The sequence below is a fragment of the Pseudomonas fragi genome (genome assembly GCF_025426255.1).
In the GTDB taxonomy this organism is placed as follows: Bacteria; Pseudomonadota; Gammaproteobacteria; order Pseudomonadales; family Pseudomonadaceae; genus Aquipseudomonas; species Aquipseudomonas kulmbachensis.
The window spans coordinates 4546336-4566668 of sequence record NZ_CP104861.1 but is presented as its reverse complement, the minus strand read 5'-3'; the positions used below and the strand labels follow the sequence as shown (position 1 = coordinate 4566668).

Annotated in this window: 16 protein-coding genes; 5 read left to right on the top strand and 11 right to left on the bottom strand. The window is 59.8% G+C overall.

The genetic code is table 11. From position 1 onward, the window contains the following. Positions 1-242: 242 nt before the first annotated feature. From N7D90_RS21165 to garD, 4 genes are all read left to right on the top strand, one after another. Entirely contained in the window at positions 243-992 is a 750-nt protein-coding gene (locus tag N7D90_RS21165) for a FadR/GntR family transcriptional regulator (RefSeq protein WP_261739807.1), read from the top strand. 379 nt (positions 993-1371) lie between these two features. Further along, positions 1372-2283: a 5-dehydro-4-deoxyglucarate dehydratase gene (gene kdgD, locus N7D90_RS21160; RefSeq protein ID WP_261739806.1), complete on the top strand. Its 912-nt coding sequence runs from the start codon at positions 1372-1374 to the stop codon at positions 2281-2283. 164 nt (positions 2284-2447) lie between these two features. Next, entirely contained in the window at positions 2448-3803 is a 1356-nt protein-coding gene (locus N7D90_RS21155) for an MFS transporter (RefSeq protein ID WP_261739805.1), read from the top strand. A gap of 11 nt (positions 3804-3814) precedes the next feature. After that, positions 3815-5368, top strand: a complete 1554-nt coding sequence (gene garD / locus N7D90_RS21150; RefSeq protein WP_261739804.1) for a galactarate dehydratase — start codon at positions 3815-3817, stop codon at positions 5366-5368. Between the two features lie 52 nt (positions 5369-5420). Here garD and cobA read toward each other — a convergent pair whose 3' ends face one another. The 10 genes from cobA to N7D90_RS21100 form a co-directional block, all read right to left on the bottom strand. Then, positions 5421-6194 (bottom strand): uroporphyrinogen-III C-methyltransferase, encoded by a 774-nt coding sequence (gene cobA, locus N7D90_RS21145; protein ID WP_261739803.1) that lies wholly within the window; start codon positions 6192-6194, stop codon positions 5421-5423. Positions 6195-6204: 10 nt separating this feature from the next. After that, entirely contained in the window at positions 6205-8922 is a 2718-nt protein-coding gene (locus N7D90_RS21140) for a nitrate reductase (protein WP_261739802.1), read from the bottom strand. After that, on the bottom strand, positions 8922-9239 hold the full coding sequence (gene nirD, locus N7D90_RS21135; protein ID WP_261739801.1) for a nitrite reductase small subunit NirD: 318 nt from the start codon (positions 9237-9239) through the stop codon (positions 8922-8924). The genes N7D90_RS21140 and nirD overlap by 1 nt, the downstream gene beginning before the upstream one ends. Beyond that, complete coding sequence (gene nirB / locus N7D90_RS21130) at positions 9236-11689, bottom strand: nitrite reductase large subunit NirB (protein WP_261739800.1); 2454 nt, start codon at positions 11687-11689, stop codon at positions 9236-9238. The genes nirD and nirB overlap by 4 nt, the downstream gene beginning before the upstream one ends. A 474-nt stretch (positions 11690-12163) precedes the next feature. Further along, positions 12164-13834 carry a bifunctional protein-serine/threonine kinase/phosphatase gene (locus N7D90_RS21125; RefSeq protein WP_261739799.1) on the bottom strand — a complete coding sequence of 557 codons (1671 nt, stop codon included), beginning with the start codon at positions 13832-13834 and terminating at the stop codon, positions 12164-12166. A 7-nt stretch (positions 13835-13841) separates the two neighbouring features. Further along, entirely contained in the window at positions 13842-15053 is a 1212-nt protein-coding gene (locus N7D90_RS21120; protein WP_261739798.1) for a nitrate/nitrite transporter, read from the bottom strand. 251 nt (positions 15054-15304) lie between these two features. After that, positions 15305-15880, bottom strand: a complete 576-nt coding sequence (locus tag N7D90_RS21115) for an ANTAR domain-containing response regulator (RefSeq protein ID WP_261739797.1) — start codon at positions 15878-15880, stop codon at positions 15305-15307. 14 nt (positions 15881-15894) lie between these two features. Then, on the bottom strand, positions 15895-17106 hold the full coding sequence (locus N7D90_RS21110) for a CmpA/NrtA family ABC transporter substrate-binding protein (protein ID WP_261739796.1): 1212 nt from the start codon (positions 17104-17106) through the stop codon (positions 15895-15897). A 120-nt stretch (positions 17107-17226) separates the two neighbouring features. Next, complete coding sequence (locus N7D90_RS21105; RefSeq protein ID WP_019827368.1) at positions 17227-17514, bottom strand: type II toxin-antitoxin system RelE family toxin; 288 nt, start codon at positions 17512-17514, stop codon at positions 17227-17229. Next, complete coding sequence (locus N7D90_RS21100) at positions 17504-17743, bottom strand: type II toxin-antitoxin system RelB/DinJ family antitoxin (protein ID WP_261739795.1); 240 nt, start codon at positions 17741-17743, stop codon at positions 17504-17506. Before N7D90_RS21100 ends, N7D90_RS21105 begins: the two co-directional genes overlap by 11 nt. Positions 17744-18234: 491 nt before the next feature. On the opposite strand from N7D90_RS21100, the gene N7D90_RS21095 reads away from it, so the two are divergent. Continuing rightward, entirely contained in the window at positions 18235-18582 is a 348-nt protein-coding gene (locus N7D90_RS21095) for a DUF6124 family protein (protein WP_261739794.1), read from the top strand. 168 nt (positions 18583-18750) lie between these two features. On the opposite strand, the gene N7D90_RS21090 is transcribed toward N7D90_RS21095, so the two are convergent. Then, complete coding sequence (locus tag N7D90_RS21090) at positions 18751-20244, bottom strand: PLP-dependent aminotransferase family protein (protein WP_261739793.1); 1494 nt, start codon at positions 20242-20244, stop codon at positions 18751-18753. Positions 20245-20333 lie beyond the last annotated feature (89 nt).

The following is a 20333-nucleotide window of genomic DNA, read 5'->3' as shown; positions in this document are numbered from 1 at the left end:
AGGCTGCGAATCAGACGTGGCGGGGTTATGTGCGAGAGGGCTCCGCTTAGGATGTAGGCAAATGCAATTTGTTGAGCAGCGTCTGTAGTGAACCCGCAGCAGGTGATCGTACAACCGGCTTAAGCTATGATGCGCCTATACGGGGGCGGGACAACACAGTGTCCAGATCCGCCAAGGCGATGGTTCAGCTGCTTTAATGATCAAAGTCCCCGATCCTTTTGATTTCGAGAAAAATGTTCACCATGGAAAACCAGAACGACGTACCCCGCCTCCCTCGCAAGCGCCGCAGCCTGGCGCAAGAGTTGGTGACGGTGCTGTCCGAGCAGATCCGCGACGGCATGCTCAAGCGTGGCGACAAGCTGCCTACCGAGTCAGCGATCATGGAGGCCCACGGCGTTAGCCGCACGGTGGTGCGCGAAGCGATTTCCCGGTTGCAGGCGGCAGGGCAGGTCGAGACCCGGCACGGCATCGGTACTTTTGTGCTGGACACGCCGAGCCCAAGCGGTTTTCGGATCGATCCGGCAACCGTCATTACTTTGCGCGATGTACTGGCGATTCTGGAACTGCGTATCAGCCTTGAAGTGGAGTCTGCCGGGTTGGCCGCTCAACGCCGCAGTGCCGAGCAATTGGCTGCAATGCGGGCGGCGCTGGATGCCCTGAACGAAAACACGGCCCGTAACGGTGATGCCGTGGCTTCGGATTTTCAGTTCCATTTGCAGATCGCGCTGTCGACTGGCAACCGTTACTTCACAGACATCATGACCCACCTGGGCACCAGCATCATTCCGCGTACCCGGCTGAATTCGGCGCGCCTGGCCCATGATGACCAGCAGCAATACATGAACCGACTGAACCGCGAGCACGAAGAAATCTACCAGGCCATTGCCCGCCAGGATTCCGAAGCGGCTCGTGCGGCCATGCGCCTGCACCTGACTAACAGCCGCGAACGCCTGCGCCATGCCCATGAAGAAGCCGAGGCGCAGCGCGGGTAGGGCACTGACGGACCGGTGTTGATTCTCTGTTCCAGGTCAAGCCCCCCAGTGGGAGCGAGCCTGCTCGCGAATGTTCTTCGCGAGCAGGCTCGCTCCCACGCTTGAAGTATCGCAGCCTTCGTTCCTCGTCAGCGGCTACAGTTTTGTACAGTTCTCAGACAACCTATGTCTATTCTGAAATTAAATTCTGATCTGGCTTAACACCATAAAGCCCGTCCTAGACGGTTTTTATGGTTTTTGCTGAGTGGAATTTGTCCCCTGGCAAGCACCGATTGAAGAAATGAGATTGACGTTACTTTTTTAAGTTGTACGATGACGTACGACGCAAAGAAGCATTAACTTACTTTTCATCACAACGTGCTCCCAGGGTGTTCGAATAATGAATCCACAAGAACTGAAGTCCATCCTCTCTTCCGGTCTGTTGTCCTTCCCGATAACCGACTTCAATGCTCAAGGTGATTTCCACCGTGAGGGCTACATCAAGCGGCTGGAATGGCTGGCCCCGTACGGCGCCTCGGCCCTGTTCGCCGCTGGCGGCACTGGTGAGTTCTTCTCCCTGGCGGCCAGCGAATATTCGCAAGTGATTAAAACCGCGGTCGATACCTGCGTTAACAGCGTGCCGATCCTCGCCGGTGTCGGCGGTTCGACTCGCCAGGCCATCGAATACGCTCAAGAAGCCGAGCGTCTGGGTGCCAAAGGTTTGCTGCTGCTGCCTCACTACCTGACCGAAGCCAGCCAGGACGGCGTTGCCGCCCACGTTGAGGCCGTGTGCAAGTCGGTGAAAATTGGCGTGATCGTCTACAACCGCAACGTCTGCCGTTTGACCGCACCACTGCTGGAACGTCTGGCCGAGCGCTGTCCGAACCTGATTGGTTACAAGGATGGCCTGGGTGACATCGAGTTGATGGTGTCGATCCGTCGCCGCCTTGGTGATCGGTTCAGCTACCTGGGCGGCTTGCCGACCGCAGAAGTCTACGCCGCCGCCTACAAGGCGCTGGGCGTGCCGGTTTATTCTTCGGCAGTGTTCAACTTCATCCCGAAAACGGCGATGGATTTTTACCAGGCCGTGGCCCGCGAAGATCACGCCACCGTGGGCAAGATCATTGATGATTTCTTCCTGCCGTACCTGGACATCCGCAACCGCAAAGCCGGTTACGCGGTAAGTATCGTCAAGGCCGGGGCAACCATTTCCGGTCACAGCGCAGGCCCGGTACGCACTCCGTTGACCGATCTGTTGCCAGAAGAATACGAAGCACTGGCCGCTTTGATCGACAAGCAAGGCCCGCAGTAAGTAAGCACCAAGGCCGCTGAGAAATCAGCGGCCTTTTGCGTAAGGGAATATGCTCGGCGGCTGTAAAAATTCTCCCAAGGAATCACACACAGCGTCACCCGTAAGTCCGCCACACCTAAAAATATTCACCCGCGCATAAAAATAATCAGTGGGAGTAGTACGACATGCAAGCGACCCAGCCTACGCGCGTCCGCTATTTGATTTTGCTCATGCTTTTTCTGGTGACAACGATCAACTATGCCGACCGTGCCACCATCGCCATCGCAGGCTCCAGCCTGCAAAAAGACCTCGGCATCGACGCTGTTACCTTGGGTTATATCTTCTCTGCATTTGGCTGGGCCTATGTGGCCGGACAAATCCCCGGTGGCTGGCTGCTCGACCGTTTCGGTTCGAAAAAAGTTTACGCCCTGAGTATCTTTACCTGGTCATTGTTCACCGTGCTGCAAGGCTTTGTCGGCGACTTCGGTATGTCTACAGCCGTGGTTGCGCTGTTTATGCTGCGCTTTCTGGTGGGTCTGGCCGAGGCTCCGTCCTTTCCCGGTAATGCCCGCATCGTAGCCGCCTGGTTTCCGACGGCAGAGCGTGGCACTGCATCGGCCATTTTCAACTCGGCGCAGTACTTCGCCACGGTACTGTTCGCGCCATTGATGGGCTGGATCGTCTATTCCTACGGCTGGGAACATGTGTTCATTGTTATGGGCCTGTTCGGCGTGGTGTTTTCGGGCATCTGGCTAAAAGTTATCTACAGCCCTCGCGAACACCCGAGCATTAACGAAGCCGAGTTCAAGTACATCGCTGAAAACGGCGGCATGGTCGACATGGACCAGAAAGGTAAAAAGGCTGATGGCCCTAAGTGGGATTACATACGTCAACTGTTGACCAATCGCATGATGCTCGGCGTTTATCTGGGCCAGTACTGCATCAACGGCATTACCTACTTTTTCCTGACCTGGTTTCCGGTGTATCTGGTGCAGGAACGCGGCATGACCATCCTCAAGGCCGGTTTTATCGCTTCGTTGCCCGCCATCTGCGGGTTTATCGGCGGGGTGCTGGGCGGGGTGATTTCTGATTACCTGCTGCGTAAAGGCCATTCCCTGACGTTCGCGCGCAAGGCGCCGATCATCGTTGGCCTGCTGGTATCGAGCAGTATCGTGGCGTGCAACTATGTGGATGTTGAATGGATGGTGGTTGGCTTTATGGCCCTGGCATTCTTCGGTAAAGGGGTGGGTGCACTGGGCTGGGCCGTTGTCTCCGACACGTCGCCCAAGCAGATCGCCGGGCTGAGCGGTGGCCTGTTCAATACCTTCGGCAACATCGCTTCGATCACTACCCCCATCGTCATCGGGTACATCATCAGCTCCACCGGTTCGTTCAAATGGGCGCTGGTGTTTGTCGGCTGCAATGCACTGGTAGCGGTATTCAGCTATCTGGTGATCGTAGGGCCGATCAAGCGAGTGGTACTCAAAGAGCCACCCACCAGCGGTCCTGAAACCGTTGAACTTTCACCTGCCCATCTTTGAGGAGCGGTGCCATGACGTTGATTGAACATTCCGATTCGCCGCGCTCGATCCGCTTGCACCCGCTGGATAACGTTGCGGTGGTGGTTAACGATCAAGGTGTGCCGGCCGGTACTGTCTTCGCGGACGGTCTGGTGACCCTGGACTTCGTGCCGCAGAGCCATAAAGTCACCCTGGAGGATATTCCTGAGGGGGGCGAAGTGATTCGCTACGGCCAGACCATCGGGTATGCCTTGCAAGCCATTCCACGGGGCAGTTGGGTCAACGAAGACCAACTGCGCATGCCCACGGCCCCGCCGCTGGACAGTCTGCCGCTGGCCACCGAAGTTCCGCCAGCGCAGGCGCCGCTTGAGGGTTATACCTTCGAGGGTTACCGCAACGCCGACGGTACCGTGGGTACGCGCAACATCCTGGGCATCACCACCACGGTGCAGTGCGTGACCGGGGTGCTGGACCATGCGGTCAAACGGATCAAGGATGAACTGCTGCCCCGTTACCCGCATGTTGATGATGTGGTGGCACTGACTCACAGCTACGGCTGCGGCGTGGCGATCAGCGCCACCGATGCATACATCCCGATCCGCACCGTGCGCAATCTGGCGCGCAACCCGAACCTGGGGGGCGAAGCACTGGTGGTTGGTTTGGGCTGCGAAAAATTGCAGGCCGGGCAAGTGATGCACGAGAACGACAGCTCGGTGGATCTGAGCGAGCCGTGGATGTACCGCTTGCAGGACTCCAGCCACGGCTTTACCGAGATGATCGAGCAGATCATGGCACTGGCTGAAATTCGCCTGAAGAAGCTCGATCAGCGCCGCCGCGAAACCGTGCCTGCGTCCGAGCTGATCCTGGGCATGCAATGCGGCGGCAGTGATGCGTTTTCCGGGATCACCGCCAACCCGGCCTTGGGTTACGCTTCGGACTTGCTGCTGCGCGCGGGAGCAACGGTGATGTTTTCCGAAGTGACTGAAGTGCGCGATGCGATTTACTTGCTGACCTCCCGTGCCGAGAGCGAAGCCGTTGCTCAAGAACTGGTGCGCGAAATGGACTGGTACGACCGCTATCTGGCCAAAGGCGAAGCGGACCGTAGCGCCAACACCACGCCGGGGAACAAGAAGGGCGGGTTGTCGAATATCGTCGAGAAATCCCTGGGTTCCATCGTCAAATCCGGCAGCAGCGCGATCAATGGCGTGCTTGGCCCTGGTGAACGCTTCAAGCGCAAAGGCCTGATTTTTTGTGCGACGCCCGCCAGTGACTTCGTCTGCGGCACTTTGCAACTGGCCGCCGGAATGAACCTGCACGTGTTCACCACCGGGCGCGGCACGCCGTATGGCTTGGCGATGGCCCCAGTGGTGAAAGTCTCGACCCGTACCGAACTGGCCCAGCGCTGGCCGGACCTGATCGATATCGATGCCGGGCGCATCGCCACCGGGCGGGCGACCATCGAAGACCTGGGCTGGGAACTGTTCCACTACTACCTGGATGTGGCCAGCGGCAAAAAACACACCTGGGCCGAGCAGCACAAACTGCACAACGACATCACCCTGTTCAACCCGGCGCCGATTACCTGATCGGCCATATTGTGAGAGCGAGCCTGCTCGCGAAGGTCTCAAGAGCGTCGCGCTATTGGTAACGACTTTCGCGAGCCGGCTCGCTCCCATGTTGGCTCTGCTCCTCCAGGTTCTGCTGCGCATGGGCCGCCACCCGGCCAATCACCAAAATCGCCGGGCTTTTCAGTTGGAAGGCTTCGGCATCGTGTTCCATCGCGCTCAGTTGGCTGCGGCATTCGCGCTGGTGGGGCAGGGAGGCATTTTCGATCATGGCCACCGGCATATCCGCCGCCATGCCCCCGGCCAGCAATTGCTCGCGGATCTCACTCAGCTTCGCCACACCCATATACACCACCAACGTGGTGCCGCTTTGCGCCAGTGCCGGCCAATTTACCTGGCTGTCATCCTGAGTGTGCGCCGTCACCAGCGTCACGCCCCGGGCGACGCCGCGCAGGGTCAGCGGGATAGCGCATTGCGTCGCCCCGGCCAGCCCGGCAGTAATGCCATTGACCAGTTCCACCTCAACCCCGTGCTCGCGTAACCACTGCGCTTCTTCACCGCCCCGGCCGAAGATGCACGGGTCGCCGCCCTTGAGCCGCACCACGCATTTGCCGTGACGGGCATAACGCAGCATCAGGCGATGAATAAACGCCTGCGGAGTCGAGCGACAGCCGCCGCGCTTGCCCACCGAAATTACCCGGGCAGCGGGGCAATGCTCCAGCACTGCGTCATTGACCAGATCGTCGATCATCACCACATCCGCTTCGCGCAGGGCGCGCACGGCCTTGAGCGTCAGCAGTTCCGGGTCACCCGGGCCAGCACCCACCAGCCAGACTTTTGCACTCATAGTGTTTTCCTCACGCGATAACGGCGATCGGCTGCGCTTGGGCAGCCAGCAAACGCTTGATTTCCGGGACGCAGGAACCGCATTGCGTCCCGCAGCCCAATGTATTTTTCAGCCCCTGCAAGTCCAGTCCCTGGCTGATACCGGTGCAGACCGCGCTTTGGCTGACGTTCTTGCAGTTGCACACAATTTTGTTGCCACCGGCCGGGGTGTCGACGTTGCCCGGCGGCACACTCAGCGGCGCCAGTAACCAGCGCCGCAGTTGTTCATCGGCCCGGCCTTCCAGCCACAGGCTTTGCAGCCAGTGCTGGGCGAGGGTTTCGCCAGCCAAGCGAATGGCGGTAATGCGCCCGCTTTCGATACGCACCCGCTTGCCAATGGAGCGGCGCGGGTCGTCGTAAGCCAGCACCGGCCCCTGGTTAAGGCCCAGGCATTGGTCGATATCACGCAGCAACTGCGGGTCCGGTGCGCTGGCGCTGGCCGCACGAATCAGCAGCGCAGGGCGCTCGCGGCCGGTCAGGCTGAAACTAACGTAAGAAAAGGCTTCGCAGAGTGGGCGCAGTGTCTCGAAGCTTTGTTGAACATCACCCTCAATCAGGGCGAAGAGATGCCAGGGCAATTGCACCGGCTCTAGCCGTACGGCGCTGTGTTTGAGTTCCGGCTGTTTGGACAGCGGGTCGAACGCTGGCAGGGTGAGGGTATTGACCCCGCCCTTGAGGAAGCGGTCGCCCCAGTGCATCGGTAAAAACGCCTGCCCAGGGCGCACGCTGTCGTCGCTGCTGACCGGCAGGATCACCGCTCCGCGCCGACTCTTGAGGCTGATCAGATCTCCGGGCTGCAGAAGATGGCGGCGCAGTTCGTCCGGGTGCAGGCTCAATACCGCTTCGCTGACATGACCGAACAACTGCGAGGCGGTACCGGTGCGGCTCATGCCATGCCATTGGTCACGCAGGCGGCCGGTGATCAGGGTCAGCGGGAAGCGTGCATCACGTTGCTCCTTGGCTGCCCGATAAGGGTCGGCCACAAACTGCGCCCGGCCGCTGGCAGTTGGGAAAATCCGGTCCAGATACAGCCGCGCAGTGCCTTTACGGGCACCCACCGGGAACGGCCATTGCTGCGGGCCGATGGCATCGAGCACGGCATGGCTGATACCCGACAAGTCCAGATCACGGCCTTGGGTCAGGTGCTTATATTCGTCGAACACCTGCGCTGCGCTTTGAAACGCAAACAGGCTGCTGTGCGCCGGGCGTAGTTGCTTCTCCAGTCGTTGTGCAAAATCAACCGTAATCGCCCAGTCGGAGCGCGCCTCACCCGGTGCAGCGATGGCTTTGCGCACGTGGGAAATACGCCGTTCGGAATTGGTCACCGTTCCGTCCTTTTCCCCCCAACTGGCGGCGGGCAACAGCAGGTCGGCGAAGGCGGCTGTTTCGGTGGTATGAAACGCCTCTTGCAGCACCACAAACGGGCAGGCCCGCAACGCGGCCCGCACAGCTGTCTGATCCGGCATGGACTGTGCGGGGTTGGTGCAGGCGATCCACACTGCTTTGATCTTGCCGTTGGCCATCTGCTCAAAAAGCTCGATAGCGCTCAGGCCGGTGTTCTGCGGCAGTTGCTCAACGCCCCAGTAGGTGGCGACCTCATCTCGATGCTCAGCATTGGCGGCGTCGCGATGGCCGGGCAACAAGTTGGATAGGCTGCCGGTTTCGCGCCCGCCCATGGCATTGGGCTGACCAGTCAGGGAGAACGGCCCGGCACCTGGACGGCCGATCTGCCCGGTGGCCAGATGCAGATTGATCAGCGCACTGTTTTTCGCGCTACCGGCAGTGGACTGGTTCAGGCCCATGCACCACAACGACAGAAAACTCGGCGACGTGCCGACCCATTCGGCGCATTGCTGCAGTTGCTCGAGGCTGATGCCGCACAACTGCGACACCATTTGCGGGGTGTAATCGCGCACCAGGTTTTTCAGTTCGGGCAGGCCCTGGGTATGGGCCTGGATAAAGTCGCGGTCGACCCAGTCTTCCCACAACAGCAAGTGCAATATCCCGTGAAACAATGCGACGTCGGTGCCGGGCAGAATCGCCAGATGCAGGTCGGCCAGATCGCAGGTATCGGTACGGCGCGGGTCGATCACAATGACTTTCATCTGCGGGCGCTGGGCTTTTGCCTCTTCCAACCGACGAAACAGCACCGGGTGGGCGTAGGCCATATTGCTGCCGACAATCATCACGCAGTCGCTCAGCTCCAGATCCTCATAGCTGCATGGTGGTGCATCGGCGCCCAGGCTGCGCTTGTAGCCGACCACGGCCGAAGACATGCACAGCCGCGAATTGCTGTCGATATTGTTGGTGCCCACCAGTGCCCGCGCCAGTTTGTTGAAGACGTAGTAGTCCTCGGTCAGCAACTGCCCGGAGATGTAAAACGCCACGCTGTCGGGTCCGTGTTCGGCGATGGTGGCGGCGAACACATTGGCGGCGTGATCGAGGGCGCTGTCCCAGTCAGTGCGGCCACGGGCCAGCTCCTTGCCCAGGCGCAGTTGTGGGTACAGCGCACGGGCGTTGAGGTCGCCGGTCAGATGCAGCGTCGAGCCCTTGCTGCACAGTTTGCCGAAGTTGGCCGGGTGCGCCGGATCGCCGCTGACGCCGAGAATGCGCTCGCCGTCATGCTCGATCAGCACGCCGCAGCCGACCCCGCAGTAGCAGCAGGTGGAGGCGGTGATCTGGCGGTTCATCAGCCTGCGTCCCGCAGGGCCAGCTGCACCCGGCCATTTTCGACCCGCGCCGGGTGGTGATGGGCGCAGCCGATGTCCGGGGCCAGAGCTTCGCCGCTTTGCAGGTCGATCTGCCAGTTGTGCAGCGGGCACGACACGCGCTTACCGTAGATCAAGCCCTGGGACAGCGGGCCGCCCTTGTGCGGGCAGCGGTCATCGAGGGCGAACACTTCGTCGTCGCTGGTGCGAAAAATCGCGATGTCACCCTTTGGCCCACTAATGATCCGCGAGCCCAGGGCGTTGATTTCCTCAAGTGAGCAGATATCCAGCCAGTTCATGCCAGCACCTCCAGGTTTTTCAGGGGGATAACGTCGAACTCTTTTTTCAGCTGGGGCTGAGCCAGACGCTCCTTCCACGGGTCCTGCTCGAACGACAGGGAGAATTGCAGGCGGTCATTGAGCGCCTTGCGCCGCTGCGGGTCCTCAAGCACGGCCTTTTTGATGTGCTCCATACCGACCCGCTGCAGGTAATGCACGGTGCGTTCGAGGTAGAAGGCTTCTTCGCGATACAGCTGCAAAAAGGCGCCGTTGTACTCGCGCACCTCTTCAGCGGTTTTGACTTTGACGAAGAACTCGGCAACCTCGGTCTTGATCCCGCCGTTACCGCCGATATACATCTCCCAACCGGAGTCCACACCGATAATCCCTACGTCCTTGATACCTGCTTCCGAGCAGTTACGCGGGCAACCGGATACCGCCAGTTTCACCTTGTGTGGCGACCACATATTGAACAGGTCGTGCTCCAGCTCAATGCCCAGTTGCGTCGAATTTTGCGTACCGAAGCGACAGAACTCGCTGCCCACGCAGGTCTTCACCGTGCGGATTGATTTGCCGTAGGCGTGGCCGGAAGGCATGTCCAGATCCTTCCATACGCCGGGCAGGTCGTGTTTCTTGATCCCCAGCAAGTCGATGCGCTGCCCGCCGGTGACCTTGACCATCGGCACGTTGTACTTGTCGGCCACGTCGGCAATGCGCCGCAGCTCTGACGGGTTGGTGACACCGCCCCACATCCGCGGGACCACCGAATAGGTACCGTCTTTTTGAATGTTGGCGTGGGCGCGCTCGTTGATCAGGCGCGATTGCGGGTCATCTTTTGCTTCGCCCGGCCAGGTGGAAATCAGGTAGTAGTTGAGTGCCGGGCGGCAGGTGGCGCAGCCGTTGGGCGTGCGCCAGTTCAGGTAGCTCTGGGTGCCGGCGATGGTCAGCAAGTGTTGATCGCGGATGGCCTGGCGGATTTGTCCGTGGTTCAGGTCGCTGCAACCGCAGATGGCTTTTTCGCTTTTGGGTTTGACGTCTGCCGCGCCGCCCACGGTGTTGATCAGAATCTGTTCCACCAAGCCTGCGCAGGAGCCGCAGGAGCTGGCGGCCTTGGTGTGTTTTTTGACATCGTCGACGCTGAACAGCCCGTGCTCCTGGATCGCCTTGACGATGGTGCCCTTGCACACCCCATTGCAGCCGCAGACTTCGGCGGTGTCGGCCATGCTCATGGCCTTGTCTTGGCCCTGATGGCCTACGTCGCCGATGGCATTTTCACCAAACATCAAATGATCGCGGATCTCACCGATGGCGTGATTCTCACGGATCTGCCGGAAATACCATCCGCCGTCGGCAGTGTCGCCGTACAGGCAAGCACCGACCAAAATATCGTCCTTGATCACCAGTTTTTTGTAGACCCCGCCAATCGGGTCGCTGAGGGTGATGGTTTCGGTGCCTTCGCCGCCCATAAAGTCGCCAGCGGAGAACAGGTCGATGCCGGTGACCTTCAACTTGGTCGAAGTCACCGAACCTTGATAACGGGCAAAGCCCAGTTGCGCGAGATGGTTGGCGCAGACCTTGGCCTGCTCGAACAATGGTGCCACCAGGCCGTAAGCGATGCCGCGATGGCTGGCGCACTCACCGATGGCGTAAATACGCGGGTCGTAGGTTTGCAGGGTGTCGTTGACCAGAATCCCGCGATTGCACGGGATGCCTGCCTGCTCGGCGAGTTCGGTATTGGGGCGAATGCCCGCGGCCATCACCACCAGGTCGGCGGGGATGATCTCGCCGTTCTTGAACTCGACCGAGCCGACCCGGCCATTACCCGCGTCATGCAGGGCGTTGGTCTGTTCGCGCAGGCGAAAATGCAGGCCGCGTGCTTCAAGGGCGGTTTGCAGCAATTGGCCGCTGATCGGGTCCAACTGGCGATCAAGCAGCCATTCACCGATATGCACCACGGTCACATGCATACCGCGCAGCATCAGGCCGTTGGCCGCCTCCAGACCGAGCAGGCCGCCACCGATAACCACCGCGTGCTTATGGGTTTTGGCGGTGTCGATCATTGCCTGGGTGTCGGCAATGTCGCGATAGCCGATAACACCGTTCAGGGTGTTGCCCGCAATTGGCAATATAAATGGGGTTGAGCCGGTGGCGATCAGCAGACGGTCGTATTCGGCTTCAGTGCCGTCTTCGGCGATGACTCGGCGCTTGACCCGGTCGATCTTCACTACTTTGCGGTTGAGCAGCAGCTTGATGTTGTTGTCCAGATACCAGTCCAGATCGTTGAGCACGATCTCTTCGAACGTCTGTTCACCGGCCAGCACTGGCGAGAGCAGAATGCGGTTGTAGTTGGCATGGGGTTCGGCGCCGAAGACCGTGATGTCGTACAGCTCATTGCTCAGCTTGAGCAATTCTTCCAGGGTGCGAACCCCGGCCATGCCGTTGCCGATCATCACCAACTTTAGTTTTTTCATCAGGTTCTCCGGGAGCTGGGGCCTGCCTTATGTGGGGCATTGCGGCCTTGCTCGACAAATTGTGCGCAAACAAAAAAAGGCGTCCCGCCAGTTACCTGGCGAGGACACCTTTGTCCTTGTCCCGTTCTCTCGGGAAACCCGTTCTTCGTCGTTGAAGGCCGGGTTTTATGATTGATGATTCAGCTAATGCAGCGGTTGTGCCAAGTCGTCAAAAGCCCATGTTTAAAGGGGGGGAGCTTTTTAGGGGCGGAGTTTTGTGCACCGAATAAAAGCGCCGCGCCCGATATTGGAGCGTTATTCCCGTAACCGCTGAGGAGCGTATTACCCTGATCGCAGCCTTCGTTCCTCCTCAGCGGCTACAGAGATACTTCAAGCGTGGGAGCGAGCCTGCTCGCGAAGATCATTCGCGAGCAGGCTCGCTCCCACTGGGGCTTGACCTGGAACAGAGTATCTACAGAGGTTTTCGAGCGTATGTCATGTGTGAAGCAGCAAAAACATCAGCACCAGATTGATCACCAACGACACCAAAGCCACCCCTCGCCACACCTTCAGCGGCTCTCGCTCCAGCAAAGGTCTGGGGCGGATGTTCAGGCTCTGGCGCTCGCCCTGTTCCAGTTGCAGCAACCACTCTTCGGCCGTTTCAAAACGCTGCTCGGGGTCGGCTGCAACGCCGCGCTCCAGGCTGTGGGCAATCCATTCCGGCAGGTCGGGCCGATAACGACTGGCACTCACCGGCACGCCAAACCGCGGGCGTTGGAAGGCTTCGATTTCACCGTAGGGATAATGCCCGGTCAGCAGGAAATACAAGGTCACACCCACTGCGTAAATATCCTGCTTAGGGCCAGGTTTTTCGCCTCGAAAGGCTTCCGGGGCGATGTAACTGGGTGTGCCGGGCAGCGCTGATGGCAGGTCTTCCGAGAGGCCCGGGCAGTAGGCTAGCCCGAAGTCCAGCAAGCGCAGTTCGCCGTCGTCACCCAACAACACATTGTGCGGCTTGATATCGCGGTGAAAGATCTGTCGTCGATGCAGCAGGCCCACGGCCCCCAGCAGACGCTCGGCCAGTTCCAGCCATTGCGCCAGAGGCAGCGGCCCGCCCTTGGCGTAGAGTTTTTCCAGGGTTGAACCTGAGTATTCACGCATCACGTAATACAGATGCTGACGCAGGTTGGCGGGGTGTACTTCAGGAAAATGTCGCCCGGCCACGCGCTTGAGAAACCACTCTTCCGATAGCAACGCTTGCCCGGCCAGATGATCGTCGTGCAGGCGGGCGGGAAGGGTTTTCAGCAGCCAAGGCTGTTGTTGCGCGTCGTGTACCCGGTAGAGCAACGACTGCTGACTCTGGCCAAGATGGCTTTCGACCTGCCAGCCCTCAAAGTGCTGCCCCGGCCTTAGCACGGGCGGCAGTGGCCATTGCTGCAACTGCATCAATGCATCGCCGATGCCGCTCTCGCCCAGGGCATCGACCCGTACCAGCAGGGCGCTGGCGTTGTCCTGGCTGCCTGCCCGGTGCGCGGCATTGACCAGTGTGCTGGCGGCGTCTTGCAGGTCGGGCAGGTCACGCAAAAGGGCGGCGATAGCGCTATCGCCCAAGGTCGACCAGACGCCATCGCTGAGCAGCACAAAGGTCTCGTCCTGGTGCATTTCACCGTCGAGAAAATCCACCACCAGATGCTGATCAAGCCCAAGCGCCCGTTTAAGCACATGCTGCATGCCCGGCTGATCCCAGACATGATCTTCGCTGATGCGCTGCAAGGCCCCGGCGTACCAGCGGTACACCCGGCAATCGCCGACATGGGCCAGGGTAAATCGCTTGCCACGCAGCACCAGTGCACTGACCGTGGTCAATAGCGGTTGCCCGCCGCCATTGGCCTGGAGCCAGCGGTTCTGCGCGAGTAATAAGCGCTCCAAGGCCTGCGCAACGCTCCAGGTTTCGGGCGTGGCGTAGTAGTCCAGCGCCAGAGCCTGCAAGGTCGAGCGGGCGGCCAGACCGCCGTCGGCGCATTGGCTGACACCGTCGGCGATGGCGAACAGATACCCCTTGCTCGCCGCCAGCATTGGCACTGGCGTGACTTCGCGCAGTGCGTCTTGATTCTCCGGGCGTGGCCCGGTCGCGCTGGCGTGGGCAAAGCTCAGTTGCAGGCTCATCGCGGCCTCACACTCGGGCAGCGGTCACGGCAGCGGAGCCCCAGGTGGTTCTCCAGCGACGTTTGACCCCATGCAGGCCGAACCAGGCCAGAACCCCAAGGCTGGCGAACAACCATAAGGCCAGTTGATAACTGCCGGTGCTTTGCTTGATTGCGCCCATACCTGCCGCCAAGGCGAAGCCGCCGATACCGCCAGCCATGCCGATCAGGCCGGTCATTACCCCGATTTCACGTCGAAAACGCTGCGGCACCAATTGGAAAACCGCACCGTTGCCAGCGCCCAGTCCCAGCATGGTGCAGACGAAAAGTGCCAATGCAGCGTAGGAACTTGGCAGGTTGAAACCTACGGCGGCGATGCTGATGGTCGCCACGGCATACATCCCCAGCAGTGTGCGAATCCCGCCGAAGCGATCCGCCAGTGCGCCGCCCAAAGGCCGCATCAAACTGCCGCCAAACACGCAGGCTGCGGTGTAGTAGCCCGCAGTCACCGGGCTCAGTCCGTATTGATCGTTGAAGTAGCCGGGCAGGGCGCTGGCCAGGCCGATAAAACCACCGAAGGTTACGCTGTAGAAAAACATGAACCACCAGCTGTCGCGATCACCCAGGGCCTTGAAATAGTCGCCCATGGATTTGGCTTTTGGTCGCTCGGGGGCATTTTTGGCCAGCCAGGCAAATACGAAAATGCACAGCACCAGCGGGATCAGGGCAAAGCCGAATACATTGCTCCAGCCATAGGCCGCAGCCAGCACCGGGGCCAGCAGGGCGGCGAATACCGTTCCCGAGTTGCCAGCACCGGCGATGCCCATCGCCTTGCCTTGGTGCTGCGGCGGATACCATTGCGAGGCCAGCGGCAGGGCCACCGCGAACGATGCACCGGCCATGCCCAGAAACAGCCCCAGCAGCAGGGCCTGTTCGTAGCTGTGAATCCCGTGTTTCCAGGCGACAAACAGCGCGCAGATCACAATGACCTGGCCGATCAGCCCGGCGGTTTTTGGTGACAGGCGATCCGCCAGCAGGCCCATCACAAAGCGCAGCAGGGCCCCGGCCAGAATCGGCGTGGCCACCACCAGCCCGCGCTGTTGGGTGGTCAGGTGCAGGTCGGCGGCGATTTGCACAGCCAGTGGGCCGAGCAGATACCAGACCATAAAGCTGAGGTCGAAATAGAGAAACGCCGCGAACAGGGTCGGGGTATGGCCGGATTTCCAGAAGCTTGAATTCATCGCGCACCTCAACGGTTAATCGTTTCGAGAAGGAGTCATGAGCGTGGATCTGTTGCCAAAACGAAAAAACGCCGCTACCTGATCCGCCATGGGCGAATGAGGTGAGCGACGTCTTTGTCGTAAGTAGGGCAACCGCCGTTGGTTACCGGTAGTGAGTGCTTAGCGAGAAGTGTGCCAACAGGTGAATAACTCACCTCTTGTGGGAGCGAGCCTGCTCGCTCCCACAGTTGAAGTATTTACAGGGAAGGGTGTCAGCCCAGCAACTCACTCATGGCTATGATCTGTTCCGCCACTTGAATCAACTTCTGCTGGCGGCTCATGGCTTGGCGTCGCATCAGGGTGTAGGCCTCTTCTTCGTTGCAGGTTTTCATTTTCATCAACAGGCCCTTGGCCAGTTCTATGCGCTTGCGCTCGGCCAGTTGCTGGTCGCGGGCGTGCAGTTGGGCGCGCAGAGCCTGGTCGCTTTCAAAGCGGGCCATGGCCACATCGAGAATCGGTTGCAGGCGCTGGGCATGAATACCTTCGACGATGTAAGCACTGACCCCGGACTTGATCGCCTGGCGCATCACGCCGGGGTCGTGCTCGTCGGTGAACATCACGATCGGCCGTGGCTGGTCCCGTGAGACCAGTACCACTTGCTCCATCACATCGCGGCTGGGTGACTCGGTATCGATCAGGATGACATCCGGGCGCACCGTTTCGACGCGCCCGGGCAGGTCGATGGTCAGGCCCGACTCGTCGATGACTTCAAATCCGGCTTCGGTCAGCGCAGCTTTAAGGCGGCCGACTTTTTTCGCCGTGTCGTTGATCAGCAAGATACGCAGCATGGGGCAGGTTCCAGTCAACGACGGGCGAGAAGAGGAGTGTTGGCGCTCATGGCATGCAGCGCAAAGCTTCGTGCATAAGCTGCAGGGTCCGTGCCGTCCCACACCTTGCCGTCGATCAGTTGGCTGCTGCGCATGTCCGTTGTACCAGCGGTCACGCCAACGGCGCTGGCGGCGTCGCGGTAAAGGGCCAGTTGCTGAACCTGCCGGGCTATGCCCAGGTAGTCCGGGTCTTCGCGCAACAAGCCCCAGCGGCGGAACTGGGTCATAAACCACATGCCGTCGGACAGGTACGGCAGGTTGACCGCGCCGTCGCCATGAAAGCGCAGCGCGTGGGGGTCTTGCCAGTGATTGCCCAGCCCGTCGTGGTAGTCGCCGAGCAGGCGCGGTTCAATGCACTCAACGGGGGCATTCAGGTACTCGGGGGCGCTCAACAACTGCGCGGTGCTGCGCCGGTTTTCGGCGCTTTGCTCGATAAAGCGGCTGGCTTCGAGAATCGCCATTACCAGCGCCCTGGCGGTATTGGGGTACTGCTCGACAAAAGCCTTGGTGCAGCCGAGGACTTTTTCCGGGTGGTCGGGCCACAGCGCTTGGGTGGTGCTCAGGGTGAAGCCCATGTTCTGTTTTACCGCACTGGCGGCCCACGGTTCGCCCACGCAGAACCCGTCAATCCGTCCTGCCTGCAAGTGCGCGACCATCTGTTGCGGTGGCACCACCACGCTGTCGACGTCTTGCAGCGGGTGGATACCCTGGCTCGCCAGCCAGTAATACAGCCACATGGCGTGGGTGCCGGTGGGAAAAGTCTGGGCGAAGGTCAGTTTTGAGCGACTTTGGTGCACGTGTTGTTGCAGCGCCTCAGGACGGGTCACGCCCAGGGCTTGCAAACCGTGGGAGAGGTTGATGCTCTGGCCATTCTGATTGAGCCCCATCAGCACGGCCATATCAGTGGCCGCCACGCCCCCAATGCCCAAGTGCACGGCGTAGATCAGGCCGTACAGGCTGTGGGCGGCGTCGATCTGGCCACTGACCAGGTTGTCCCGCAGGCTGGCCCAGGACGACTGGCGCTTGAGGTTCAGAGTCAGGCCATAAGGCTGGGCGAACCCTTGCGTGGCGGCGACCACCACCGAGGCGCAATCACTGAGGGCCATAAAACCGAGGTTGATTTCGGTTTTTTCCGGGGCATCGCTGCCGTTGACCCAGGCCAGAGGGCCTGTGTGTGGTTCGATCATGGGAGTTGCACCTTGGCGAAAAGCATACAGCGAGGGTGCAAGGCATATGCCAGGGGTAAACCCAGTTGAAATTCCGCTGTTAAAGGGCTTTGGATTAGCCGTTGCCTTTGATGGGCTGGTCTACTTCAAGCGGTCTTGCGCCTTGCGATACGCGGCCTGATGTTCGCGCTTGTCAACGGCGACGACGAACACCACAACCTCTTGATCAATGACCTGATAGATCAAGCGGTAACCCGCGCTGCGCAACTTGATTTTGTAACAATCGGGCAGCTTGCGCAGCCGGTTGGCTTCAACGCGGGGGTTGAGCAACACCTCTGACAATTTGCTCTTGAATTGCAGCCTGACCGTGTCAGCGAGTTTGTGCCATTCCTTGAGGGCGCGCTGGTCAAACTCAAGATCAAAGGTCATCCAGTGTCAACTTGACCCTTTGCGGCGCTGCCAGGCGTTCGCGCACGGTGTTGATGAGTGCTTCGTCTTCTTCTGTCACCAGCATGGGGCGAAAGGGCAGTTGACCGCGTTCGGCTACGTACTGCAATGCCTGGCGGACCAGTTCCGAGGGGGTGACACCCAAACGCTCAAGTTCCTTGTAGGCGCGGGCTTTGAGTTCATCGTCGATGCGGATATTGATGGAGGCCATGGTTTTGACTCGTGTAATGACATTTGTCATTACGTTGGCATCTGCTCGTTTCTTATTCAAGTGCCATTGGGCGGTTGAATGTTCTGCATTGTTCATATGTGCTCCTGAGTTTAAGCCGCCAAACCAAAGAAGGGCGGTCAGCTCTGTGAGCCTAGCTAGAGATAATCAGGTGATTCGTACGACGATTCGCTTTCATTCCCGTGAAACATCCGAGAAAATCCCGTTCGCTTGCGCCTGTCCAAATCGGGGAATAGTCTCGCTCCACCGCTGCAAAACAGCGGTCGGGTTTAGTCGCCCGGTGTTACTAGGCGCAATGCGCCACCTTAGCGAGGCGCTTTTTTTCGGCCTGCGTTTTATGGTGGCCGTGCGCAGGGCGCCTTCGGGTGCGCCGGGTTCCTAGTACACCGGTCGACTAACCTGCGCACGGCTGCCACCCATTCGTTTAGTCGCGATAAGTGACAGCTCCTTTTGATGTACTAGGAGTCTTCACGATGAAAAAAATCACTCCCGATCCCCCTGTTTCTCCCCTCGATGCTGCTGACAGTCACGACCCGTTGCTGGACCGTATCGCCACCGAGCGTGCGCTCAATTATTACCTGCAAAACCATAAGCCTTTTCGCCCTGTGGGCACGGCCCTGTATGCCATCCCGGACAGCGTCAATTCAGAAGCGGCTTTGGCCCAGGCGTCAGACTTGTTGCGCTGTGCGGGTGCCTGCGCGAATGAGGCGGGGAATGGCTTGAGCGGGCCCGCGCGCGACTTGGTGTTGTCGACCGTGCACTTGGTGGAGCTGGCCAAGGGTTATGTCGATAAATCGCTGGACACGCTGGCAACGCACTGAGGCAGCACGCGCCTGATTGGCGACAGGCGCGTTATATATTTATCAAAAGTACGATGGGCTAAATCCGTACCGGCACAAACCAGCCAACAAACCAGTCTACGGGTGCAATGTTGTTCACTTAAGAGCAACGCTCCCACAAGAGGCAGAAATCGCTTCAGAGAACAGCCTCTAGCTAATGGCGCTGGCCAGTCGCGCCATGGCGGTCTCGATTTCATGGGCGGTCAGGGATGAATAACCCAACAGCCAGCCTTGTTGCTTCTCTTTGCCTGCGTAAAGGCGGCTCAGGCCGGGCAGTTGGATACCGGCAGCGGCAGCTTGGCGAATGGTTGTTTGTTCTGACAGGCCTTCGGCCAGAAAACAGGGGATCTGTAACCCGCCTTGCGGACGCAGGGCGGTGACGATGCCCGGCAAATGTCGGTCGATAGCGTCGAGCATCGTGGCCCGACGCCCGGCGTAGAGTTTGCGCATGGCACGCACGTGGGCGTTGTAGTGACCATCTTCCATAAAGCGCGCCAGGGTCAGTTGCAGGACTTGGGGCGTGTGGCCGTCCATGATGCTGCGCGCATAGGTGAAAGGTTTGACCAACTCGTCAGGCAGCACCATGTAGGCCATGCGCAAGCCCGGATAGAGCGTCTTGCTGAAAGTGCCGATATAGAGCGTGCGTTGGTGTTTATCCAGCCCCTGCACGCAGGCGGTGGGCAAACCGTCGTAGTGGAATTCGCTGTCGTAGTCGTCCTCGATGATCCACTTGCTCTGCTCGAGCGCCCAGTTGATCAACTCCAGACGGCGCTGCAGTGGCAAGGTCGCCCCGGTGGGGTATTGATGAGACGGCGTGACATACACACAGTTTGCGCCGCTGCGGTCGGCGCGCAGCAGGTCGGTGCGGATGCCCAGGGCATCAACGTCTATCGGCACAATCTGGGCCTCGGCACTCTCAAAAGCTTTTTTTGCACCGAAGTAGCCGGGGTTTTCGAGCAGGATCGGTTTACCGGCGTCGACCAGTAACTGGGCACACAGGAACAGGGCCTGACGGGTGCTGCTCAGCACCAGAATCTGTTCGGGGACGCACTTGGCCCCGCGCTCAAGGTTCAAGTACGTTGCAATGGCTTTGCGCAGCGGCTCGGCGCCTTGCGGGTCGCCGTGCAACAAAATATGGGCGCGGTGTTCCTTCATGACCTGGCGCTGAAGGCGTTCCCAGACCGCTACGGGAAAAGAGCGGGTTTCCGGTAGGCCGGTGGCAAACGCCCTGATCATCTGTTGATCGTTTACGCCGCCGCTGTCGAGGATCATTTGCCCGCGTCGACTCAAGCCCGAACCGGGCAGCGCCTGGCTGCGCCGGGCCGCAGGTCGTTGATTGCGACTGCGCCTTACCCCGTGCAATTGGCTGCCGACACTCTGGCAGACATAACTGCCCGAACCTTCGCGGCGCACAATAAAACCGTCACGCTGCAATTGCACATAGGCGTTCTCCACCGTGTCGCGAGCTACCCCGAGCGACCGGGCCAGCACTCGCGTGGCGGGCAGTTTCAGGCCGGGGTCCAGAGCACCGTCGAGGATCAGGCTGCGCAGGGCTCGCTGAATTCGCTGGTGCAAATCCAACGGTTGAAACTCGACATCGTTGAGCCGGATTTTCAGGGTTTCAAGCTCAAAGGTTTTGCCCATGTGGTCTGCTCTGGATGGGTAAATTGGCCTGCAATGGCGGGCCATTCTATCCGTACACTTTGCCCGTCGCCACTTGCACGGAGCATCGC